The sequence below is a fragment of the Serratia sp. CY71090 genome (assembly GCF_052166845.1).
Taxonomy (GTDB): Bacteria; Pseudomonadota; Gammaproteobacteria; order Enterobacterales; family Enterobacteriaceae; genus Serratia; species Serratia nematodiphila.
Window position 1 is genome coordinate 1 of record NZ_JBJNOA010000016.1, and the last position, 20,295, is coordinate 20,295.

Annotated in this window: 19 protein-coding genes; 8 read left to right on the forward strand and 11 right to left on the reverse strand. The window is 59.7% G+C overall.

All coding sequences use genetic code 11. The features are described 5' to 3' along the window. Window positions 1–130: 130 nt before the first annotated feature. The 4 genes from ACJ8OK_RS22730 to ACJ8OK_RS22745 all read right to left on the reverse strand — a co-directional run bounded on the left by ACJ8OK_RS22730 (window position 131) and on the right by ACJ8OK_RS22745 (window position 4,686). A complete protein-coding gene (locus ACJ8OK_RS22730; protein ID WP_060559577.1) occupies window positions 131–1,522 on the reverse strand; it encodes an L-cystine transporter in 1,392 nt (463 codons plus the stop codon). 181 nt (window positions 1,523–1,703) lie between these two features. Further along, the gene (locus tag ACJ8OK_RS22735; protein ID WP_004931456.1) at window positions 1,704–2,252 is read right to left on the reverse strand and encodes a metal-dependent hydrolase; all 549 of its coding nucleotides are present in this window, start codon (window positions 2,250–2,252) and stop codon (window positions 1,704–1,706) included. A gap of 423 nt (window positions 2,253–2,675) precedes the next feature. Continuing rightward, window positions 2,676–3,341 (reverse strand): hexitol phosphatase HxpB, encoded by a 666-nt coding sequence (gene hxpB, locus ACJ8OK_RS22740; RefSeq protein ID WP_004931455.1) that lies wholly within the window; start codon window positions 3,339–3,341, stop codon window positions 2,676–2,678. 64 nt (window positions 3,342–3,405) lie between these two features. Then, the gene (locus ACJ8OK_RS22745) at window positions 3,406–4,686 is read right to left on the reverse strand and encodes an HdeD family acid-resistance protein (RefSeq protein WP_033633220.1); all 1,281 of its coding nucleotides are present in this window, start codon (window positions 4,684–4,686) and stop codon (window positions 3,406–3,408) included. A gap of 185 nt (window positions 4,687–4,871) precedes the next feature. Here ACJ8OK_RS22745 and ACJ8OK_RS22750 point away from each other — a divergent pair, with 185 nt between their 5' ends. Beyond that, a complete protein-coding gene (locus ACJ8OK_RS22750; RefSeq protein ID WP_004931453.1) occupies window positions 4,872–5,432 on the forward strand; it encodes a YniB family protein in 561 nt (186 codons plus the stop codon). A gap of 35 nt (window positions 5,433–5,467) precedes the next feature. On the opposite strand, the gene ACJ8OK_RS22755 is transcribed toward ACJ8OK_RS22750, so the two are convergent. The 6 genes from ACJ8OK_RS22755 to ghoS all read right to left on the reverse strand — a co-directional run bounded on the left by ACJ8OK_RS22755 (window position 5,468) and on the right by ghoS (window position 10,552). Then, window positions 5,468–6,337, reverse strand: a complete 870-nt coding sequence (locus ACJ8OK_RS22755) for a fructosamine kinase family protein (protein ID WP_033633219.1) — start codon at window positions 6,335–6,337, stop codon at window positions 5,468–5,470. Window positions 6,338–6,575: 238 nt separating this feature from the next. Next, window positions 6,576–7,430 (reverse strand): metal ABC transporter permease, encoded by an 855-nt coding sequence (locus ACJ8OK_RS22760; RefSeq protein WP_004931450.1) that lies wholly within the window; start codon window positions 7,428–7,430, stop codon window positions 6,576–6,578. Next, window positions 7,430–8,290 (reverse strand): iron/manganese ABC transporter permease subunit YfeC, encoded by an 861-nt coding sequence (yfeC, locus tag ACJ8OK_RS22765; RefSeq protein ID WP_033633217.1) that lies wholly within the window; start codon window positions 8,288–8,290, stop codon window positions 7,430–7,432. Before yfeC ends, ACJ8OK_RS22760 begins: the two co-directional genes overlap by 1 nt. Further along, complete coding sequence (locus tag ACJ8OK_RS22770) at window positions 8,290–9,180, reverse strand: manganese/iron ABC transporter ATP-binding protein (RefSeq protein ID WP_033633216.1); 891 nt, start codon at window positions 9,178–9,180, stop codon at window positions 8,290–8,292. The genes yfeC and ACJ8OK_RS22770 overlap by 1 nt, the downstream gene beginning before the upstream one ends. Then, a complete protein-coding gene (locus ACJ8OK_RS22775) occupies window positions 9,177–10,121 on the reverse strand; it encodes a metal ABC transporter substrate-binding protein (RefSeq protein WP_442531092.1) in 945 nt (314 codons plus the stop codon). Before ACJ8OK_RS22775 ends, ACJ8OK_RS22770 begins: the two co-directional genes overlap by 4 nt. 131 nt (window positions 10,122–10,252) lie before the next feature. Continuing rightward, complete coding sequence (ghoS, locus tag ACJ8OK_RS22780; protein ID WP_021505489.1) at window positions 10,253–10,552, reverse strand: type V toxin-antitoxin system endoribonuclease antitoxin GhoS; 300 nt, start codon at window positions 10,550–10,552, stop codon at window positions 10,253–10,255. A 109-nt stretch (window positions 10,553–10,661) separates the two neighbouring features. Between ghoS and ACJ8OK_RS22785 the strand changes: the two genes are divergently transcribed. The 6 genes from ACJ8OK_RS22785 (at window position 10,662) to ACJ8OK_RS22810 (ending at window position 18,318) form a co-directional block, all read left to right on the forward strand. After that, window positions 10,662–11,327 carry a transglycosylase SLT domain-containing protein gene (locus ACJ8OK_RS22785; RefSeq protein WP_004931439.1) on the forward strand — a complete coding sequence of 222 codons (666 nt, stop codon included), beginning with the start codon at window positions 10,662–10,664 and terminating at the stop codon, window positions 11,325–11,327. A gap of 306 nt (window positions 11,328–11,633) precedes the next feature. Beyond that, a complete protein-coding gene (locus tag ACJ8OK_RS22790; protein WP_046898519.1) occupies window positions 11,634–12,359 on the forward strand; it encodes a gluconate 2-dehydrogenase subunit 3 family protein in 726 nt (241 codons plus the stop codon). Between the two features lie 2 nt (window positions 12,360–12,361). Further along, entirely contained in the window at window positions 12,362–14,143 is a 1,782-nt protein-coding gene (locus ACJ8OK_RS22795; RefSeq protein ID WP_004931432.1) for a GMC family oxidoreductase, read from the forward strand. A 12-nt stretch (window positions 14,144–14,155) separates the two neighbouring features. Next, the gene (locus ACJ8OK_RS22800) at window positions 14,156–15,493 is read left to right on the forward strand and encodes a c-type cytochrome (RefSeq protein ID WP_004931431.1); all 1,338 of its coding nucleotides are present in this window, start codon (window positions 14,156–14,158) and stop codon (window positions 15,491–15,493) included. Between the two features lie 257 nt (window positions 15,494–15,750). Continuing rightward, complete coding sequence (locus ACJ8OK_RS22805; RefSeq protein WP_015377691.1) at window positions 15,751–17,034, forward strand: serine transporter; 1,284 nt, start codon at window positions 15,751–15,753, stop codon at window positions 17,032–17,034. A gap of 150 nt (window positions 17,035–17,184) precedes the next feature. Next, complete coding sequence (locus ACJ8OK_RS22810) at window positions 17,185–18,318, forward strand: ABC transporter substrate-binding protein (RefSeq protein WP_033633213.1); 1,134 nt, start codon at window positions 17,185–17,187, stop codon at window positions 18,316–18,318. Between the two features lie 37 nt (window positions 18,319–18,355). On the opposite strand, the gene ACJ8OK_RS22815 is transcribed toward ACJ8OK_RS22810, so the two are convergent. After that, window positions 18,356–19,042 (reverse strand): MarC family NAAT transporter, encoded by a 687-nt coding sequence (locus tag ACJ8OK_RS22815; protein WP_442531094.1) that lies wholly within the window; start codon window positions 19,040–19,042, stop codon window positions 18,356–18,358. A gap of 445 nt (window positions 19,043–19,487) precedes the next feature. On the opposite strand from ACJ8OK_RS22815, the gene ACJ8OK_RS22820 reads away from it, so the two are divergent. Continuing rightward, window positions 19,488–20,111 carry a hypothetical protein gene (locus ACJ8OK_RS22820; protein WP_033633212.1) on the forward strand — a complete coding sequence of 208 codons (624 nt, stop codon included), beginning with the start codon at window positions 19,488–19,490 and terminating at the stop codon, window positions 20,109–20,111. Window positions 20,112–20,295: the final 184 nt, after the last annotated feature.

Below are 20,295 nucleotides of genomic sequence, written 5' to 3' on the forward strand. Positions count from 1 at the left end.
AGGATAAGGAGGACCAAGAGATCGAACAGCAGATGGAGCTGTTGCAGGATTAACTCGAAAATGGCCCCCTTTTAGGGGGCGTCGTGTAAAGCCACCTCCTCAGGAGGTGGTCTTTTACTATGAGACGGCGTTAGCGATGCGCCAATTCGACTTCGTCTTCGCTGTCCATCACGGCTTTGTCGGTTTGCTTCATCAGCTGGCTGGTGATGGTGCCCGCTGCCATGGAACCGTTGACGTTCAGCGCAGTACGGCCCATGTCGATCAACGGTTCGACCGAGATCAGCAGCGCGACCAGCGTCACCGGCAGGCCCATCGCCGGCAGCACGATCAGCGCAGCGAAGGTGGCGCCACCGCCCACGCCCGCCACGCCGGCGGAGCTGATGGTGACGATGCCGACCAGGGTGGCGATCCACACCGGATCCAGCGGGTTGATGCCGACGGTCGGCGCCACCATCACCGCCAGCATCGCCGGGTAGAGGCCCGCACAGCCGTTCTGGCCGATGGTGGCGCCGAACGATGCCGAGAAGCTGGCGATGGATTCCGGCACGCCCAGGCGACGGGTCTGCGCTTCCACGTTCAGCGGAATGCTGGCGGCGCTGGAGCGGCTGGTGAACGCGAAGGTGATCACCGGCCACACCTTGCGGAAGAACTTCATCGGGTTAACGCCGGTGAAGGCCAGCAGGACAGCGTGAACCACAAACATGATGGCCAGGCCGATGTACGAAGCCACCACGAAGCTGCCGAGCTTGACGATATCGTGAATGTTGGAACCGGCGACCACTTTGGTCATCAGCGCCAGCACGCCGTACGGCGTCAGCTTCATGACCAGACGCACCAGCTTCATCACCCAGGCCTGCAGGGTGTCGATAGCCACCAGCACGCGCTCGCCTTTCGGCTTGTCGTCTTTCAGCAGCTGCAACGCCGCCACGCCGAGGAAGGTGGCGAAAATCACCACGCTGATGATCGAGGTCGGGCTGGCGCCGGTCAGATCGGCGAACGGGTTTTTCGGGATGAACGACAGCACCATCTGCGGCACCGTCAGATCGGCCAGTTTACCCACGTAGTTGGTCTGGATCGCCGTCAGGCGCGCGCTTTCCTGCGCGCCCTGCACCAGGCCTTCGGCGGTCAGGCCGAACAGGTTGGTGACCAGCACGCCCACCAGCGCCGAGATCAGCGTAGTGAACAGCAGCGTGCCGATAGTGAGGACGCTGATTTTGCCCAGCGAAGAGGCGTTATGCAGCTTGGCCACCGCGCTCAGGATCGAGGCGAACACCAGCGGCATGACGATCATTTGCAGCAGTTGCACATAGCCGTTGCCGACGATGTTGAACCAGCTGATGGATTCTTTCAGTACCGGGTTATCGGCGCCGTACACCAGCTGCAGGCCCAGACCGAACACCACGCCGACCACCAGGCCGACCAGCACTTTTTTCGCCAGGCTCCATTGCTTGTGGCGGGTTTGCGCCAGCAGCAAAAGGAGCGCGACAAACACCAGCACGTTAATCACGAGCGGAAGATTCATCCCCAATGTCTCCAATAATCTTTCTTATAAAAACGACTACGCATCACGTATGTCGCGATGTAAATATCGTAACAGTTTGCTGAGTGGCCTACTTATATCCAAATGGAATTTGATATAGCTTTTTGTGTGTTTTTGTTCGTTTTATATACTTCAAGGTGATGGGTTAGGCGGTTTTTTGTGATCAGAGTCTGATATTTCTGATTTGCTCGACATAGGATTGCACCGGCAGGGTGAAATCACCTTGCCAGCAGATGGCAAACGCCACCAGGCACAGACACAGCACCCGCTCCAGCTGGTTGCCTTTTTGCGAGTTGAGCAGCGGCAGGCGAAAACGCCAGCGGCATGGCCACAACAGCGGCACGCCGGCGGGGGTGAGCATATCGGCCAACAGATGGCTGAAGTAGCCGATGATCATGGCGTGCAGCGCATCGGCCGGGATCGGCCAGCTGCGCGGTACGTCCAGTTGGAACAGCGCCATGCCACCGGCGATCGCCAGCAGGCTGTGGGTGAAACCACGGTGGCCGAAGGCGCGGGCGATGGGCAGGGCGATCCAGCGCAGGCGCTGGCCCAGCACCGACTTGGGGTGATCGATGTCCGGCAGCAGTGAGGTCAGCAGCGCGGCGGGTATGATGTGCCACCAGTCGCCGGTAGCCAGCTCTGGCGTCACTTCCGCCTTCTTGGCGAAGATCGCGCAAGCGACAGAGAATATAAGGTGTCCTTCCGCGGTCATGCTGTTGCGATTCCGGCTGGTAAACTGTTAATTTATCCAGTATATGGGAAAATTCCCAGTAGTGGAAGCAGTTACCCTGTAACTAATTGTTTATTTTCCCCTGTTTTACAACGGCTTGTTACGGCAGTGGGTAACAAATCATCGATTTTGACGGGCGAGAACAAAAAGCGGGCAATGGGGAGAGTGAAACGGAAAGCAACGAGCGCGGTTTTACGGCGTGCGGCGGGAGGAAGCGGCGGCCTTGAAGCGCGCTGCGTGGCAGTGACAACGCGCTGCGGGCCGTCGCTTTCCCTGCCATGCAGCATAATGAGAACGTCACGCCAATTCAATAAAATGAAACGGTGTTTCGTTTATTTTGCGGTGCGGATCCCTTTTATGTCGCAGAGCGGCAAACCCAGAGCGCCGGTGGCCGGCGCCGCAGAATCAGGCAAAGTGGGCAGGGGTGAGCTGTTCGAGGGTCTCCAACTGGTGATCCGCCAGCGCCCAGCGCGGGTCGTGGCGGTATTCGGCGGCCGGGATCACGATGGAACGCATGCGCGCGGCCTTGGTGGCGATCATGCCGTTAAAGGAGTCTTCCAGCGTGATGCAGCGCAGCGGATCGCTGCCCAGGCGTTCGGCGGCGATCAGGTAGACCTCCGGATGCGGCTTGCTGTACGGCAGGTATTCGGCGGAAACCAATTGATCGAAGTAGCCTTCAAGATCGAACATCTTCAGCACCTGCCGTTGCATGTGCAGCGGCGAGGCGGAGGCGAGACCGATGTTCAGTCCCTGGCTGCGGCACAGCTCCAGTGCCTGCCGGACGCCAGGCAGCAGTGGGCGCGTCTCGTGCACCAGCTCGATGGCGCGCTCGATAATCCGCGCCGACACCTCTTCAAGCGTAACCCCTTGCCACGGCATCGCCTGGTACCACATTTTCACCACCAGATCGATGCGCAGCCCCAGTGTGTCCGGCAGCTTGTGACGGTCGGACAGATCCAAGCCCAGCGCGCCGAAGATATCCAGCTCGGCCTGCAGCCACAGCGGTTCCGAGTCGATCAACAAGCCGTCCATATCAAAAATTGCGGTTTCAATGCGTTGCGAATAAGCCATTAGCGGTTAACTCCTGCCGGCGCGGGTGAATGTGCCCGACACTTTATCATCGCCGGTGACGAGACTAAAACCTTTGCCTGCGCGTTTGGCTTTTGCCAAAACGCAGGATATTCCACACCTCGCGCAATTTTAGCCACCAGCGCTGGTGTTGACGCTCGGTGACCTGTTGCAACATGCGCGCATAATCCAGCACCAACCCCGGCGTCCAGGTCATGCTTTCGCCGCGGCTGCGCAGTACCGCCAGCATCCACAGGTTGGGATCCAGCACCAGCAGCAGAAAACGGCGCCACAGATGTTTATCGCCCAGCACGCCTTCCAACGCGCTGTCGAGCGCGCCGATGACCGTGGTGGAGCAGTTGCGCCGGGTCAGATTGTAGGTGGCGTCCTGCCGATAACGCAGCCAGAATGCGCGCAGCGCCGCCGGGTTATAGCGGTAGAATTGAATTTTCTTGTCCGGGGGGCACCAGGCGGCGATCTCGCCCGCCAGGTCGGGCAGGAAACGCCCGTCGACGTTGTTCTGTTCGCCTGCATGCAGCAACTGACGGAAATCCTGAACGGAATGGCTGATGTCGTTGAGCGGGTAGTGGCTGATATACACATCCGGCACGAGCGCCAGGGCGGCGTGACCGGTGGAGATATTGCCGCCGCCGTCGACTGCCGCGATGTATCGATCGACGATGTAACGCCGGCGCGGATCTTTAGCCGCCCCAATCGGTGTCCAGACATACACCGTGAGCGGCGTGGTTTCATCCGCCGGGGAGGATGGCTGCCGCGCGGGGTGCTGATTCAGAGAGAAGTTTGTCAGTCTGCGGGCGATACGCAATAGAGCCCAGCCGGAAAGCACCATCATCACGCCGAGGCAAAAGGGCACCGTCATCCGATGCGGCGCCGGCCAGCCGACAAAAATCATCAACGAAAGCAGGATCTCGCCGCCGCCCGCCAGCGCCACGGTCTTCCATCGATTGTGCTGAATCACCGTGGAGGAGGCGATGCGCACCGCGCCGTCAAGCAGCAGCGCGCTGCCAAACACCACGGTGGCGACGATGTTATCGTCTGCGGGCACGTCCACTATCAGAAAGGCCATAAACACAAAGCCTAACCCTTTGAGCAGCACCGGCCTGCTGGCCGAAGAGCCGATCACCAGCGCGGCGGATACCGCCACCAGCCCCTCCAGCGCCAGGATGACCGCCAGTGCATCCAGCGCCAGCACCGATCGGCCATCCTGCAGTATGTCGAACAGCATCAGCGCCCCTGCGGCTATCCACAGCCAACCGAACAGCACCAGCAGACGGCGCTGGCCGTGCAGCGCCTGCGCGCCCAGCAATAAGATAATCAGTCGAATCATGGCAGCCTCTGGCTAAACGGATAACGTTATCTCTTCAATGATAGTGCCCGGATGTCGTTAAGCGGTTGATTTCGGCGAATTCGGCTAAGCTTGTAGCACAGCGGGAATGAAGAAAACGGTGGGCGAGTTTCGCCAACTGCAGGTAGACTTAGCCGATTCGGTTACGTCGCTAACAAGGGGAACACATGACGTATCAACAGGCCGGGCGTATCGCCATTTTGAAACGCATTCTCGGATGGGTGGTTTTTATCCCGGCGTTGCTGTCGACGCTGATTTCCGTGCTGGGCTTTATCTATCAGCACAGTGAAAAAACCAAAGGCATCAACGCAGTGATGCTGGATTTTGTCCACGTGATGGTGGACATGGTGCGTTTCAATACGCCGTTCCTGAACCTTTTCTGGTACAACTCGCCGGTGCCGGACGTGGATAAAAGCCTGTTCAGCGGCGCCAATTTGATGTTCATCATCATCTATATATTGATCTTCGTCGGGCTGGCATTGCAGGCTTCCGGCGCGCGCATGTCGCGCCAGGTCAAGTTCATTCGCGAAGGACTGGAAGATCAGATGATCCTGGAGCAGGCCAAGGGCAGCGAAGGGCACACGCGTCAGCAACTGGAGGAACGCATCACGCTGCCGCACCACACCATTTTCCTGCAGTACTTTCCGCTGTACATCCTGCCGATCGTGATTGCGGTGATCGCCTGGTTCGTGATCCGCCTGTTGGGGCAGTTGGCCGGCGCGGCCTGAACCATGAACGGGGCGCCGCTCGGCGCCCCGGAACGTCATGACGCTTCCGGCTGCAACAGTGCCTCCACCGCACGTTGCGCAGCCACCAAATGCTGGCCGCCGAACAGGTTGCTGCGGTTGAGCAGGTAGTACAGCTGATACAGCGGTTGGCGCTCGATAAACCCGGTTCCCAGCGGCCATACGCTCTGATAGCCGTCGTAGATCTGCGGCGGCAGCTCCGGATACAGCGGCAGCATCGCCAAATCGCACTCTCTGTCGCCCCAGTAGCTGGCCGGATCGAACAGTATCGGCCCGTGGGCGGTCATCGCGCAGTTGCCCGGCCACAGGTTGCCGTGCAACAGGGAAGGCTGCGGCTGGTGGTGCTGCAAGCGCAGATACACCCGATCGACGATGTCGTCGATGTCGCCGAAGGTCATGCCTTTTTCCGCGGCCAGCTGCAGCTGCCAGCCGATGCGCTGCTCGGCGAAGAATTCCGACCAGCGGCGTTGCCAGGCGTTGGGTTGCGGGGTGGTGGTCAGATCGCTGTCGAAGTCGAGACCGAACTGCGGTTGCTCGCTCCACTGGTGCAAATGCGCCAGCTGTTGCCCCAGGCAGTAGGCGCCGTGAGCGTCGAGGGGTTTCAGCTGCTGATACTCCAGCAGCAGGAAGCTGTAGTCGCGATCGCTGCCGACGCCGTACACTTCCGGCACCCGCACGCTTTTGCTGCGCGCCAGCAACGCCAGCTGATCGGCCTCGGCGGTGAATATCGGCAGTTGTTCACGGGCGTCGCATTTCACGAACACCTCGTTGTCACCGTAACTCACGCGCCACGCCGGGTGAATGTCGCCCCCGGGCAGTTCAATCCTTTCGCGTATCTCTGCGCTGCCAAGATGTTCACTTAACAGACGGCTAACGGCTTGCCACATGGTATGTCCCCCTCTGTGCTGCCTGATAATTCATTAGGTTAGCGTCTTTCCCGTGGTGAAAACACGACGCGGCGCACAGCCGGCGTCAAAGGCGGCGATTTTTTCAACGCCTCGCCAGCTCAAAGTATATACCCTATTGATTAATTTAAGCGCAATACCGGTTGCAACTTGATGACAACGGATAAGCGAGGGGAGGATAAGATGCGGCGGAGAGCGCCGCCGCATCAGAGGAGGGCGTTTAACGGTCGCTCAGGGCGGTTTGGTTACGCTGTAACGGACGCAATTTACTGTACAACAAGGCGATAACGAACAGCGCGGCCTGCACGATGACGATGCAGGGCCCGGTGGCGCCGTCGATGTGGAAGCTGATCAGGGTGCCGAGCACGCAGGAGAACACCGACACCACCGTCGCCACCATCAGCATGCGGTCGAAGCGGCGGCACAGCATAAAGGCGATGATGCCGGGGGCGATCAGCATGGCGATCACCAGGATCACCCCCACGGCCTGCAGCGAGGCAACGATGGTCATCGCCAGCAGGCACAGTAATCCGTAGTGCAGCAGCTTGACCGGCAGGCCAATCACCCGCGCATGGTGCGGATCGAAGCAGTACAGCATGAAGTCTTTGCGCTTGAGCAGCACCACCGCCAGGGTGATGCCGGCGATCAGCAAGGTTTGTTTCAGTTCGCCGTCGGTAATGCCCAGCATGTTGCCGAACAGGATGTGGCTCAGGTGCTGGTCGGTATCGATGCGCGAGAACAGCACCAGGCCGAAGGCGAACATGCCGGAAAAGACGATGCCCATCACCGTGTCCTCTTTCACCCGGCTGTTCTCTTTCAGGTAGCCGGTGGCTACCGCGCAAAAAATGCCGGAGAGGAAGGCGCCGATCGCCAGCGGGATGCCGACCACGAACGCCACTACGATGCCGGGCAAGACGGCGTGCGAGATGGCGTCGCCCATCAGCGACCAGCCCTTGAGCACCAGATAGCAGGAGAGCACGGCGCACACCACGCCGGTAACGATGGCGGCGACGATCGCCCGCTGCATGAACGGGTAGGCGAAGGGTTCGCTGAGCAGTTGATACAGGGTGTCCATCAGCGGCCTCCGGTTTGCGAATGCGCCACGCGGCGCCGGGATGCCAGCAGGCCGTGTTTCGGCGCGAAGAAGAACGCCGCCAGGAATACCAGCGTTTGCAGGGTGACGATCACCCCGCCGGTGGCGCCGTCGAGGAAGAAACTCAGGTAGGCGCCGATGCCGCTGGTCAATGCGCCGATGATGATGGCGATGATCAGCAGCCGGCTGAAGCGGTCGGTCAGCAGGTAGGCGGTGGCGCCCGGCGTGATCACCATGGCGATTACCAGAATGGCGCCGACGGTTTGCAGCGCGGCGACGGTGCAGGCGCTGAGCAGGGTGAAGAACAGGATCTTCAGCTTCAGCGGCGACAGGCCGATCGACACCGCGTGGCTTTCGTCGAAGAACACCGCCAGCAGATCTTTCCACACCAGGCACAGGATCAGCAGCGAAACGCCGATGATGATTTCCACCTGCAGCACGTCTTCGTCGGCGATGCCGAGGATATTGCCGAAGATGATCGACTGTACGTTGACCGAGGTGGGGTTGAGCGACACGATAAGCAGGCCGACGGCGAAGAAGGTGGAGAAGATAAAGCCGATGATGGCGTCTTCGCGCAGCCGGGTGATGTGGCGCACCAGCGTCATCGCCAGCGCCGCCAGCATGCCGGTGAAGAAGGCGCCGGCGGCATAGGGCAGGCCGAGGGCGTAGGCGCCGGCCACGCCGGGCACCACCGAGTGCGACAGCGCATCGCCCATCAGCGACCACCCTTTCAGCATCAGGTAGGCGGACAGGAACGCGCAGGCGGCGCCGACGATGGCGCTGACCCAGATGGCCTTCACCATGTAGTTGTAACTGAAAGGTTGCAGCAGAAGGTCCAGCATCAGGATTGTTTCTCCCTGGCCTGGCTGTTGGCCGGCGGATCGCTTTTGGTGTGGCCGTAGAACACCGCCGGGCGTTCATCGTCGGTCAACACCGTGACGGTGCGCGGATCGTTGTCGTCGTGCAGATCCGGGCCGGAAAGGTTGATATGGCGCAGCACGCCGCCGAACGCCTGCTCCAGGTTGCTCTGGGTGAAGGTGGTCTCGGTCGGGCCGGCGGCCAGCACCGTGCGGTTGATGAGGATCACCCGATCGCAAAACTCCGGCACGCTGCCGAGGTTGTGGGTGGAGACCAAAATGAGATGGCCCTCGTCGCGCAGCGCGCGCAGCAGCTCGATAATCGCATTCTCGGTTTTCACATCCACGCCGGTGAAAGGCTCGTCCAGCAGCAGCACCGTGCCCTGTTGCGCCAGCGCGCGCGCCAGAAATACGCGCTTCTTCTGGCCGCCGGACAGCTCGCCGATCTGCCGGCCGCGCAGCTCGCTCAGGCCGACGCGCTCCAGCGCCTTGTCGACCCGCAACCTGTCCTCACGTGACGGAATGCGCAGGAAGTTCATCTTGCCGTAGCGACCCATCATTACCACGTCCTCCACCAGCACCGGGAAGTTCCAGTCGACGTCTTCGGTCTGCGGCACGTAGGCGATCAGGTTCTTTTTCAGCGCGTCCGCCACCGGCTTGTCGCTCAGCGACACCTGGCCGGCGGTGGGCCTGACCAGGCCCATGATGCTTTTGAACAGCGTCGATTTGCCGCTGCCGTTGACGCCGACCAGCGCACAGATCGAACCGCCGCTCAGGGTAAAGCTGGCGTTGTGGATGGCGGTGTGCCCGTTGTTGTAGGTTACGGTGACGTCGTCCACGTTCAACTCAGGGCGGGCAAACGGTTCATGGGTCATTGATCGAATCCTTTGGCGATGGTTTGCACGGTGGTGTTAAGCAGGTCGATGTAGGTCGGCACCGGGCCATCGCGGGTGGACAGCGAGTCCACGTACAGCACGCCGCCGTATTTGGCGCCGGTTTCTTTCGCCACCTGCCTGGCCGGCTTGTCGGAAATGGTGCTCTCGCTGAACACCACCGGAATATGGTGGGCGCGCACGGCGTCGATCACCCGGCGCACCTGCTGCGGCGAGCCTTGCTCATCGGCGTTGATCGGCCACAGATAAACCTCTTTCAACTGATAGTCCTGCGCCAGGTAGCTGAAGGCACCTTCACTGGTCACCAGCCAACGTTGTGCGGCCGGAATGCGCGCCAGGCGTTCGCGCAGCGGGGCGTCCAGCGCGCCGATTTTCTCTGCGTAGGCCTTGGCGTTGCGGTTATAGGTTTCCGCATTGGCCGGATCGTGCGCCACCAGCGCCTTGCGGATATTCTCGATATACACCAGCGCGTTGCTTGGCGACATCCAGGCATGCGGGTTCGGGTTGCCGTTATAGGGCCCTTCGCGGATCGGCAGCGGGGTAATGCCTTCGGTGACTACCGCCGCCGGCACCTGCTTGATGTTTTCGAAGAAACGCTGGAACCAGCGCTCCAGGTTCATGCCGTTCCACAGGATCAGGTCGGCGTGCTGTGCCTTGACGATGTCGCGCGGAGTCGGTTGATAGTCGTGGATCTCGGCGCCCGGCTTGGTGATCGATTCCACCACGGCGGCGTCACCGGCCACGTTCTGGGCGATATCCTGAATGATGGTGAAGGTGGTCACCACGCGCAGCTTTTTTTCCGCCAGCGCGTTTTGGCTGACCAAGGCGGCGCCGAGCAGCAGGCAGGCGAGCGTGAAAGGGCGTAACAATGCGGCAGAGCGGGAAGGGCGACTGCGACGAAAAGCGCAACTTCTCAATGGCATGATGACGTCTCCTGGTTCAAATGAAAATGATTATCAATATCAATTGAAGCAAAGTCAAGCGCCACTTGCCCACCGCCGGCGGGGTATTTCTCCAACTGAAAAAATAATACCGTCCGGGGAGTTATAGCATTTTATGTATCAGTATGTAACCGCTGAAGGTAGTCCTCACAGCTGCATATCGCCACCTCCGGCTGTTTTCCCAATGCCAACTGCCCGAAACCCTGCGCCAGGCGCAGCACATCCTCTTGATCCAGCACGGTTATGAACGCAAAACTGTTGCTGCCGAGCTCATGATGAACGCCACTTTCGTCTGTCACCGACGTGACAAAACCCTCGCGCGTCAATTGCCCGGTCAGCTTCGCCAGGTCGGTTAATCCCTCTTCCTGATAGCGAAAAGTCACCACAAAGCAGCTTGTTGCAGATTGACTCATAAATCACCTCTTGGTATATGGATAGCTTGAGATTAGCCCAAAAAATTACTGCAGGTGTCCTTACAAGTTGTATATGCTACGCAACTCATTGAAAGGAGTGAGGGATTCTGTGAAAACAAAAATAGGTTGCCTTACGGCAATTTTACTTTTGTCGGGGTGCGCCAAAGACCCGCAAACGGCAAGCAATATTTCAGGCAGTGGCACAACGCGCGGCGGTTGGTTAAAACCCCCTCCGCAGGCACCGGTAAACCGCACGGGCACCCCGGTTGCTTATAACGATTACATTCGTCAGGCGGCCAGCAACTATGGCGTTGACGAAACGCTGATTAAAGCGATTATTCAGGTGGAGTCCGGGTTTAACCCGAACGTGGTCAGCACCTCGAACGCAGTGGGATTGATGCAGCTTAAGGCTTCTACCGCCGGCCGCGACGCCTATCGCATGAAGGGACGAAGTGGGCAACCCAGCTCGCGTGAGCTGAAGGATCCGGCGGTCAATATTGATCTGGGAACGGCCTATATCAATATTCTTCAAAGCCAGCAGCTAGCCGGAATCAACAATCCACAGACTTTGCGTTACGCCACCATCGTTTCGTACGTGAACGGGGCGGGCGCCATGTTGCGCACCTTCTCCTCGGACAAGCGCGTGGCGGTCAATCGCATCAATCAGATGAGCCCGGATGAGTTTTATCAGCACATCCAGAAAAAGCACCCGGCACCGCAGGCGCCGCGCTATTTGTGGAAGGTGACCACCGCCTATCAGGCGATGTCGCAGTAATCCTCTCTTTTGTCGAATCGGCCGTGAACGCGGCCGATTTTGTTTTCGGCACCGTTCCAGTGCGCGACCCACCTCTCATTTTTCGTTATTTCCTCACCGCTTATCGGAAAAACCGCACAAAAAGTTAAATTTACGTTAGCAGATAAATCTTTACGTTCATTCAATAAGTTACCGGTAACATTTTTGCTTTTGTACGCATTCTGACCTTCAATAAATATACAAATAAGTAACAAATTATTTTAAAAACCCGTATCGATCGCAAGGTTGCGGTTAAATAGTTGTGACTATCTTTGGATGGAATGTGACATGTCGAATCATAAAACCAACAATTCGCGGCGCGATTTCTTGTTGAAATCGATGACCTTAATTCCTGCGGCGGTAATTGGTGGCAGCGGCGTTGGCGCGCTGACGGCACCGACACCGGCGGTCGCAGCCTCGAACACCTCAACGCAGAACGATTACCAACCGACCTTTTTCACCCCGGAAGAGTGGGCCTTCATCAAGGCCGCCGTCGCGCGCCTGATCCCGGCCGACGATCGCGGCCCCGGCGCGCTGGAAGCCGGCGTGCCGGAGTTTATTGATCGTCAGATGAACACCCCGTACGCCACCGGCTCCATCTGGTACATGCAGGGGCCGTTCAACCCCGATGTGCCGAAGGAGATGGGCTATCAGCTGCCGCTGGTGCCCAAGCAAATCTACAACCTCGGCATCGCAGACGCCGACGCCTACAGCAAGAAAACCGCCGGCAAGCCCTTCGCCGAACTGGATGGCGCGCAGCAGGACGCTCTGCTGCAAAAGTTCGAGTCCGGCGAGGCGGAGTTCCAGCAACTGCCGTCGAAACTGTTCTTCTCCTATCTGCTGCAAAACACCCGCGAAGGTTTCTTCAGCGATCCTATCCATGGCGGCAACAAAGACATGGTGGGTTGGAAGCTGATTAATTTTCCGGGCGCGCGCGCCGATTTTATGGACTGGGTTGAGCGAGGGGAGCGTTATCCCTTCCCGCCGGTCTCGATTCGTGGGGAGAGGGGCTAACCATGGCAACGGTAATGAAAAAAGTAGACGCGGTGATCGTCGGCTTCGGCTGGGTGGGCGCGATCATGGCCAAAGAGCTGACCGAGGCCGGCCTCAACGTGGTGGCGCTGGAGCGCGGCCCGATGCGCGACACCTATCCGGACGGTTCTTACCCGCAGGTGATCGACGAGCTGACCTATAACATTCGGCGCAAGCTGTTCCAGGATCTGTCGAAAAGCACCGTCACCATCCGCCACAACAGCAGCCAGACTGCGGTGCCTTACCGCCAGCTGGCGGCGTTCCTGCCGGGCACCGGCGTCGGCGGCGCCGGCCTGCACTGGTCGGGCGTGCATTTCCGCGTCGATCCGATCGAACTACGCATGCGCAGCCATTATGAAGAGCGTTACGGCAAAAACTTCATTCCGAAGGACATGACCATCCAGGACTTCGGCGTGACTTACGATGAGCTGGAGCCGTTCTTCGACAAGGCGGAGAAAGTGTTCGGCACCTCCGGCACCGCCTGGACCATCAAAGGGCAGAAAGTGGCGCAGAAGGGCGGTAACCGCTTTGCGCCGGATCGCTCCGACGACTTCCCGCTGCCGGCGCAGAAAAATACCTACTCCGCTCAGCTGTTCGAGAAAGCGGCGCTGGAGGTGGGTTACCACCCTTACAACCTGCCGTCCGCCAACACCTCGGATTCTTACACCAACCCGTACGGCGCGCAGATGGGCCCGTGCAACTTCTGCGGTTTCTGCAGCGGCTACGCCTGCTACATGTATTCCAAGGCCTCGCCGAACGTCAACATCTTGCCGGCGCTGCGCATGGAGAAACGCTTCGAGCTGCGCACCAACGCCAACGTGCTGAAGGTCAACCTGACCGACGACAAATCCCGCGCCACCGGCGTGAACTACGTCGATGCGCAGGGCCGCGAGATTGAACAGCCGGCCGATCTGGTGATCCTGGGCGCGTTCCAGTTCCACAACGTGCACCTGATGCTGCTGTCCGGCATCGGCAAGCCTTACGATCCGGTAACCGGCGAAGGGGTGGTCGGGCGCAACTTCGCCTACCAGAACATGACCACCATCAAGGCGTTCTTCGATAAAGACGTGTTCACCAACCCGTTCATCGGCGCCGGCGGCAACGGCGTGGGCGTGGACGACTTCAACGCCGACAACTTCGATCACGCCAAAGAAGGCTTCGTCGGCGGTTCGCCATTCTGGGTCAACCAGGCGGGCACCAAGCCGATCTCCGGCCTGCCGACCCCGCCGGGCACCCCGGCCTGGGGCAGCAAGTGGAAAGCGGCGGTGGCGGATGCCTACACCCATCACGTCTCGATGGACGCCCACGGCGCGCACCAGTCGTACCGCAACAACTATCTGGATCTCGATCCCAACTACAAGAACGTGTTCGGCCAGCCGTTGCTGCGCATGACGTTCGACTGGCAGGAAAACGACATCAAGATGGCGCAGTTCATGTACGACAAGATGGCACCGATCGCCAAGGCGATGAACCCGAAACTGATCGCCGGCAGCCCGAAAAACGCCAACAGCCACTTCGATACCACCAGCTACCAGACTACCCACATGAACGGCGGTGCGGTGATGGGGGAAGATCCTAAGACCAGCGCGGTCAACCGCTATCTGCAGAGCTGGGACGTGCACAACGTGTTCTCGATCGGCGCATCGGCCTTCCCGCAAGGGCTGGGCTACAACCCGACCGGCACCGTGGCGGCGCTGGCTTACTGGTCTGCCCGCGCCATTCGCGAGCAGTATCTGAAAAACCCAGGCCCATTGGTGCAGGCATAAGGACGGCGAACGATGAAAGCATTTGTACCGGCACTGGTTCTCAGTGCAGTGAGTTTTTCCGTTTGGGCGCAGGACGCCACCGTCAGCAGCGAGCTGATCAAGCGCGGCGAGTACCTGGCGCGCGCCGGTGACTGCGTGGCCTGTCATACCGATGGCAAGAACGGCAAAACCTTCGCCGGCGGCCTGGCGATGGAGACGCCGATCGGCACCATCTACTCGACCAACATCACGCCGGACAAGAAAACCGGCATCGGCGATTACAGCTTCGAGGATTTCGACAACGCGGTGCGTAAGGGCGTAGCCAAAAACGGCAGTACCCTGTACCCGGCGATGCCGTACCCGTCGTTCGCGCTGGTGAAAGAGGACGACATGCGCGCCATGTATGCCTATTTCATGCACGGCGTGCAGCCGGTGGAACAGGCCAACAAGGACTCCGACATCCCGTGGCCGCTGTCGATGCGCTGGCCGCTGAGCATCTGGCGCGGCATGTTTGCGCCGTCGCCGGCGGACTTCGTTGCCGACGCCAAGGCCGATCCGGTGATTGAACGCGGACGCTACCTGGTGGAAGGCCTGGGCCACTGCGGTGCCTGCCATACCCCGCGCAGCATCACCATGCAGGAAAAAGCGTTGAGCAACAGCGAAAGCGACGACTACCTGTCCGGCAGCAACGCGCCGATCGACGGGTGGGTGGCTTCCAGCCTGCGCGGCGACCGCAAGGATGGCCTGGGCAGCTGGAGCGAAGCCGAGCTGACCGAGTTCCTGAAAACCGGCCGTAACGACAAGGCGATCGTGTTCGGCGGCATGAGCGACGTTGTGGAGCACAGCCTGCAATACCTGAGCGACGACGATCTGACCGCCATCGCGCGCTACCTGAAATCGCTGCCGCCGAAAGACGGCAAGCAGCAGGCGGCGCCGGTCGAAGACAGCGTGGCCAAGGATCTGTGGCGCGGCGACGACAGCAAGCCCGGCGCGGCGCTGTATGTCGATAACTGCGCGGCCTGCCACCGCACCGACGGCGTGGGCTACAAGCGCGCCTTCCCGTCGCTGAAGGGCAATCCGGTGGTGCAGACCGAGGACGCGACTTCGCTGATCCACATCGTGCTGACCGGCAACACTACGCCGGCGGTGCAGGGGGCGGTATCCAACATCACCATGCCGCCGTTTGGCTGGCGTCTGAACGATCAGCAGGTGGCGGACGTGGTGAACTTCATCCGCTCGAGCTGGGGCAACAGCGCCAAACCGGTGAGCGCTTCCGACGTGGCCGACGTGCGCAAAGACCGCTCGATGATCCGCGACGAGAAGGAGATGGGCAGCGCCGAGGTGCCGGACCATCCGGACGCCAAGAAATAAACCGCTTAAGGGCTCCGCAAGGGGCCCTTAGTTTTTACTGAGTGCGCCGTTTTTTTCAGCACAATGTGTTCGCAAATTGTTCATTCAGCCGATAAAACATAGACCCGCAGCGGATTTTTCATTATCCTTTGCCGTCCTTTCATCAGGCGTAAGTATGAAATATCGCTTTAATTCACTGATTATTATTAAAAAACTCGCGGAGAAGGATATCCCGTTAGGCGCAATCGTTGTCGCCGCAGATTAAGGTAGACTGTCTCATGAGTACGATTTCTCCCGATTCAGGCACGCTGACGGCCGCTCAGCCTGCCAAATGGAACAAAACCGACACCGTCTGGATGTTCGGTCTCTATGCGACTGCGGTGGGCGCCGGTACGTTGTTCTTGCCGATCAACGCCGGCCTGAACGGCCCGCTGGTGTTGCTGTTGATGGCGCTGTTCGCTTTCCCGCTGACCTATTTGCCGCACCGCGCGCTCAGCCGCTTCGTGCTTTCCGGCTCCAGCCGCGACGGCAACATTCACGATGTGGTGGTGGAACACTTCGGCGTGCTGGCCGGCAAAATCATCATGATGCTGTATCTGATGGCGTTCTTCCCGATCGTGCTGGTGTACAGCATTTCGATCACCAACGCGCTGGACAGCTTCCTGATCCATCAGTTCCACGTGGCCCCGCTGCCGCGCATCTGGCTGAGCCTGGCGGTGGTGGTGGTGCTCAATCTGGTGCTGCTGCGCGGCAAAGACAGCATCGTGGCGGCGATGGGCATGCTGGTGTTCCCACTGCTGGTGTTCCTGATGGGCATTTCGCTCTATCTGATGCCGAGCTGGAATACCGCCAACTTCGTTCACGGCCTGGCCGCCACCCGCTTCGACACGCCGGGGTTGTGGCATTCGCTGTGGCTGGCCGTGCCGGTGATGGTGTTCTCCTTCAGCCATGCGCCGATCATCTCTTCCTTCGCCTCGACCCAGAAGAGCCTGTACGGCGACAAGGCGGAACGCCGCTGCGCGCGCATCATGCGCTATAGCTATGTGCTGATCTGCGTTACCGTGCTGTTCTTCGTGTTCAGCTGCGTGTTGAGCCTGTCTCATGAAGACATGCTGCAGGCGAAAGAGCAGAACATCACGGTGCTGACTACGCTGGCTAACAAGTTCTCCAACCCGCTGATCGCCTACCTTGGCCCGGTGATGGCGATGCTGGCGATGGCCAAATCCTATCTCGGCACCTCGCTGGGGGTGACGGAAGGGGCGACCAGCCTGATCGACGGCGTCACGCGCGCGGTCGGCAAGCCGCTCAGCTCGCGCATGACGCACCGCATCTCGGCGGCGTCGCTGTTCCTGCTCACCTGGGCGGCGACGGTGTGGAACCCCAGCGCGCTGCATATCATCGAAACCATCAGCGGCCCGCTGATTGCCGCCATCCTGTTCATTCTGCCGATGTACGCCGTGCGTGCGGTGCCGGCCATGCGCCAGTACCGCGCGGCGAGCAACGTATTCGTGCTGGTGATGGGGCTGATTGCGCTGTCGGCGCTGATCTACGGCCTGATGTGATCCCCTGGGCGCGCCGCTTCCGGCGCGCCTCTTATCCTTCCTTTACACATCCCTTTGCAATTAATCGCCGACATGCCGGGCGTTATCTTTGATAATGCAAGCCATTCTCATTAGTATTTTCTGAATGTATTCATGACTAAGGAGTCTTTCGTGCACCGTCGAATCACTTTGCCGGCGCTGGTTTGCGCCGCCTTGCTCGCTTCTCCGGCGATGGCCACCACTTATCCGCTGACGCTGACCGACACGTCCGGCCAGACGATCACCCTCCAGCAAGAGCCGAAACGCATCGTGGTGCAGGACGGGCGCGACATTCTCACGCTGGCGCTGCTCGATCGCGCCAATCCGTTCGGCCGGCTGGTGGCCTGGAATAACCTGCTGAAGAAAAGCGATGCGGCGACCTGGGATATCTTGCAGAGCAAATGGCCGGGGGCGAAAAACATCATCGATATGGGATTCAGCGATAAGGGTGAAGTGAACCTGGAGAGCGTGATCGCCAAGCGGCCCGATCTGATGATCGCCCAGCTGCGCTCCAAGCCTTCGCTGAGCCAAACCGGCGTGCTGGATAAGCTGAAGGCGCTGAACGTGCCGGTGCTGTTCATCGATACCATGCTCAAGCCGGTGGAAAACACGCCGAAAAGCGTGACGCTGCTGGGGGAAACCCTCAACCGCGAAAGCGAAGCCAAGCAATATACCGATTATTATCAGCAGCATTATCAGGCCATTCTGGCCAAAACGCAGGCGGTGGAACCCAAACCGCGGGTGTTTTTCGAGGCCAAAGCTGGCCTGAATGGGCTGGAGTCCTGCTGCTTCACCCATGCGCACGTCGGCTGGGGGGCGTTGGTCGAGGCGGTCGGCGCGCGCAACATCGGTTCTGCGCTGCTGCCGGGCGCGACCGGCGACGTGGCGCTGGAAAAAGTGATCAGCATGAAACCGGATGCTTACATCGTTTCCGGCTCGCAGTGGGCCAGCAAGACCAACGCCGCGGTGCCGTTCGGCTATGGCGTGACGCAGCAGCAGGTGGATGAGGCCTTCAACCGCATGAAGCAGCGCCCGGGGTTCTCGCCGGTGTCAGCGGTGAAGGAAGGGCGGTTCTACGGCATCTACCATAACTTCTACAACCACCCGTACAACATCGTGGGGCTGGAGTATCTGGCGAAGTTTATCTATCCGGCGCAGTTCCCGGATTTGGATCCGGCCAAGACCTACAGCGAGATCCTCAGTCGCTTTACCGAAGTGCCGGAAGGCAAGGGCATTTTGGGCGCGCAGGCGCCGGCGGGGAAATAACGGCAACGGGCGCGACGATTGCGCCCGTTTTGTGTGATCAGGCGGCCGGCGTATAGGTGGAGATGATCTCCAGCACGCCGTTGATAATGAACTGTACCCCCATGCACACCAGCAGGAAGCCCATCAGGCGCGAGATCGCCTCGATGCCGCTTTTCCCCACCAGGCGCATGATGGCGCCGGAGCTGAGCAGGCAGCCCCACAGGATCACCGCGACCGTCAGGAAGATGGCGACCGGCGCCACGGCCAGCACCCGGGGTTCAAAACCCAGCGTGTTCGCTTTGACGCTCGACGCCGAGCTGATGATCATCGCGATGGTGCCCGGCCCGGCGGTGCTCGGCATGGCCAACGGCACGAAGGCGATGTTGGCCGATGTCTTGTGGCGCAGCTCGTGCGACTTGCTCTCCACCTCCGGCGCCTCATCGGCGCTTTGTTGCGGGAACAGCATGCGGAAACCGATGAAGGCGACGATCAGACCGCCGGCGATGCGCAGGCCGGGGATCGAAATACCGAAAGTGTTCATCACCACCTGTCCGGCGTAAAACGCCACCGTCATGATGCAGAACACATAAACCGAGGCCATCAGCGACTGCTGATTGCGCTCTTCGCGCGTCATATTGCCGGACAAGCCGAGCAGCAACGCCACCGTGGTCAGCGGGTTGGCCAGCGGCAACAGCAGCACCAAACCCAGTCCGATGGCCTGGAATAACTGCAAAATACCCGTCATAAAGTAGACTCCCTGTGCAACGTTCAGGCCGCCAGGCGGCGGCCTACGAGCTAAACAGCCTAGCCTGCCGCGTGCCTGGCGGCAATGGGGATAGCTCGTAACGTTAATTAACCGTCGGCCGGCGTTTCATCATTGCCGTTGCACTCGCCGGCGAGTTCAGGTTCATCCTCACATCCCAACGGGGCGTCGTTGACCGCAATCGCCCGCGGCGCCGAACGCGCACCAAAATGCATCAGCCCCTATAACGTCGTTAATACCTCGCACCCCATGATGAGCGCAGGCTGAAAAACGAGCGGCGCTCAGAAAAAAAACGCACAATTTTTGTGTTTTATGGCCTTTTTCGCCGCAATTGGCCGGTAAAGGCCGACGTTCAGCATCAATTGCTACACCCCGCAGGCTCAGCTGCCTACCATAGGCGCGCTTTAAAACGATAATGAGATTGATTATGCAAGACGAGTTGAAACTTTTACTGGGGAAAATCAGCGCATTCGCGCTTTCCGCCGCCTTCATGGCGGCATTGGTCGGTCTGGTGTTTATCGATGTGCACTGGTTGCATAACTTCGTGCATGAAACCTCGCTGACCGAAGCGGCGCAGGAACTGTTGCTGCTCGCCATCGCCGGCGGTTTTTTCGCCGCGGCCTGGCGGCAGGCGGAACGCCGCTCCGCCTGGATGCTGGTCGGCGGCTTCTTTCTCTGCATGCTGATCCGCGAGATGGACTTCGCTTTCGATGCGCTGTGGCACGGCGCCTGGGTGTGGTTCGCGCTGGCGGTCACCTTGGTCTGTCTGTGCCATGCCGCCAGGCACATTGCGGCGACGGTGCGCGGCCTGGCCGATTTCGTGACGCATCCCGGCTACGGCATGATGTGCGCGGGCCTGCTGTGCATTCTGGTGTTTTCACGCCTGTTCGGCATGAGCGCGCTGTGGCAAACGCTGATGCTGGACGGTTACAACCGGGTGGTGAAAAACATGGTGGAAGAGGGCTGCGAACTGCTGGGCTACGGCCTGTGCCTGCTGGCCACCCTCAGCTACATGAAGACCGTTTTTGCGCCGAATGAGGCGGAAGTGTGAGGGCGGCGGCGCTTTATTTATCCGGAACAATTTTAGTGATACTATTCGCTTAGCCGAATGCGGCTGAGAAGGTATGCGTTCCATTCTGTATACCCAGTGAGGTTTCAATCTGGCAATTGTGGGCGAGATCTGAAACCTGGCTGACCAAACCCAAAATCCAATTTTCGTACTGCATGTGATCTGT

What these genes read in the sequence shown, in the direction of transcription:
- ACJ8OK_RS22730 (WP_060559577.1), bottom strand. Translation starts at nt 1,522, where the DNA reads ATGAATCTTCCGCTCGTGATTAACGTGCTGGTGTTTGTCGCGCTCCTT.
- ACJ8OK_RS22735 (WP_004931456.1), bottom strand. Translation starts at nt 2,252, where the DNA reads ATGACCGCGGAAGGACACCTTATATTCTCTGTCGCTTGCGCGATCTTC.
- hxpB (WP_004931455.1), bottom strand. Translation starts at nt 3,341, where the DNA reads ATGGCTTATTCGCAACGCATTGAAACCGCAATTTTTGATATGGACGGC.
- ACJ8OK_RS22745 (WP_033633220.1), bottom strand. Translation starts at nt 4,686, where the DNA reads ATGATTCGACTGATTATCTTATTGCTGGGCGCGCAGGCGCTGCACGGC.
- ACJ8OK_RS22750 (WP_004931453.1), top strand. Translation starts at nt 4,872, where the DNA reads ATGACGTATCAACAGGCCGGGCGTATCGCCATTTTGAAACGCATTCTC.
- ACJ8OK_RS22755 (WP_033633219.1), bottom strand. Translation starts at nt 6,337, where the DNA reads ATGTGGCAAGCCGTTAGCCGTCTGTTAAGTGAACATCTTGGCAGCGCA.
- ACJ8OK_RS22760 (WP_004931450.1), bottom strand. Translation starts at nt 7,430, where the DNA reads ATGGACACCCTGTATCAACTGCTCAGCGAACCCTTCGCCTACCCGTTC.
- yfeC (WP_033633217.1), bottom strand. Translation starts at nt 8,290, where the DNA reads ATGCTGGACCTTCTGCTGCAACCTTTCAGTTACAACTACATGGTGAAG.
- ACJ8OK_RS22770 (WP_033633216.1), bottom strand. Translation starts at nt 9,180, where the DNA reads ATGACCCATGAACCGTTTGCCCGCCCTGAGTTGAACGTGGACGACGTC.
- ACJ8OK_RS22775 (WP_442531092.1), bottom strand. Translation starts at nt 10,121, where the DNA reads ATGCCATTGAGAAGTTGCGCTTTTCGTCGCAGTCGCCCTTCCCGCTCT.
- ghoS (WP_021505489.1), bottom strand. Translation starts at nt 10,552, where the DNA reads ATGAGTCAATCTGCAACAAGCTGCTTTGTGGTGACTTTTCGCTATCAG.
- ACJ8OK_RS22790 (WP_046898519.1), top strand. Translation starts at nt 11,634, where the DNA reads ATGTCGAATCATAAAACCAACAATTCGCGGCGCGATTTCTTGTTGAAA.
- ACJ8OK_RS22795 (WP_004931432.1), top strand. Translation starts at nt 12,362, where the DNA reads ATGGCAACGGTAATGAAAAAAGTAGACGCGGTGATCGTCGGCTTCGGC.
- ACJ8OK_RS22800 (WP_004931431.1), top strand. Translation starts at nt 14,156, where the DNA reads ATGAAAGCATTTGTACCGGCACTGGTTCTCAGTGCAGTGAGTTTTTCC.
- ACJ8OK_RS22805 (WP_015377691.1), top strand. Translation starts at nt 15,751, where the DNA reads ATGAGTACGATTTCTCCCGATTCAGGCACGCTGACGGCCGCTCAGCCT.
- ACJ8OK_RS22815 (WP_442531094.1), bottom strand. Translation starts at nt 19,042, where the DNA reads ATGACGGGTATTTTGCAGTTATTCCAGGCCATCGGACTGGGTTTGGTG.
- ACJ8OK_RS22820 (WP_033633212.1), top strand. Translation starts at nt 19,488, where the DNA reads ATGCAAGACGAGTTGAAACTTTTACTGGGGAAAATCAGCGCATTCGCG.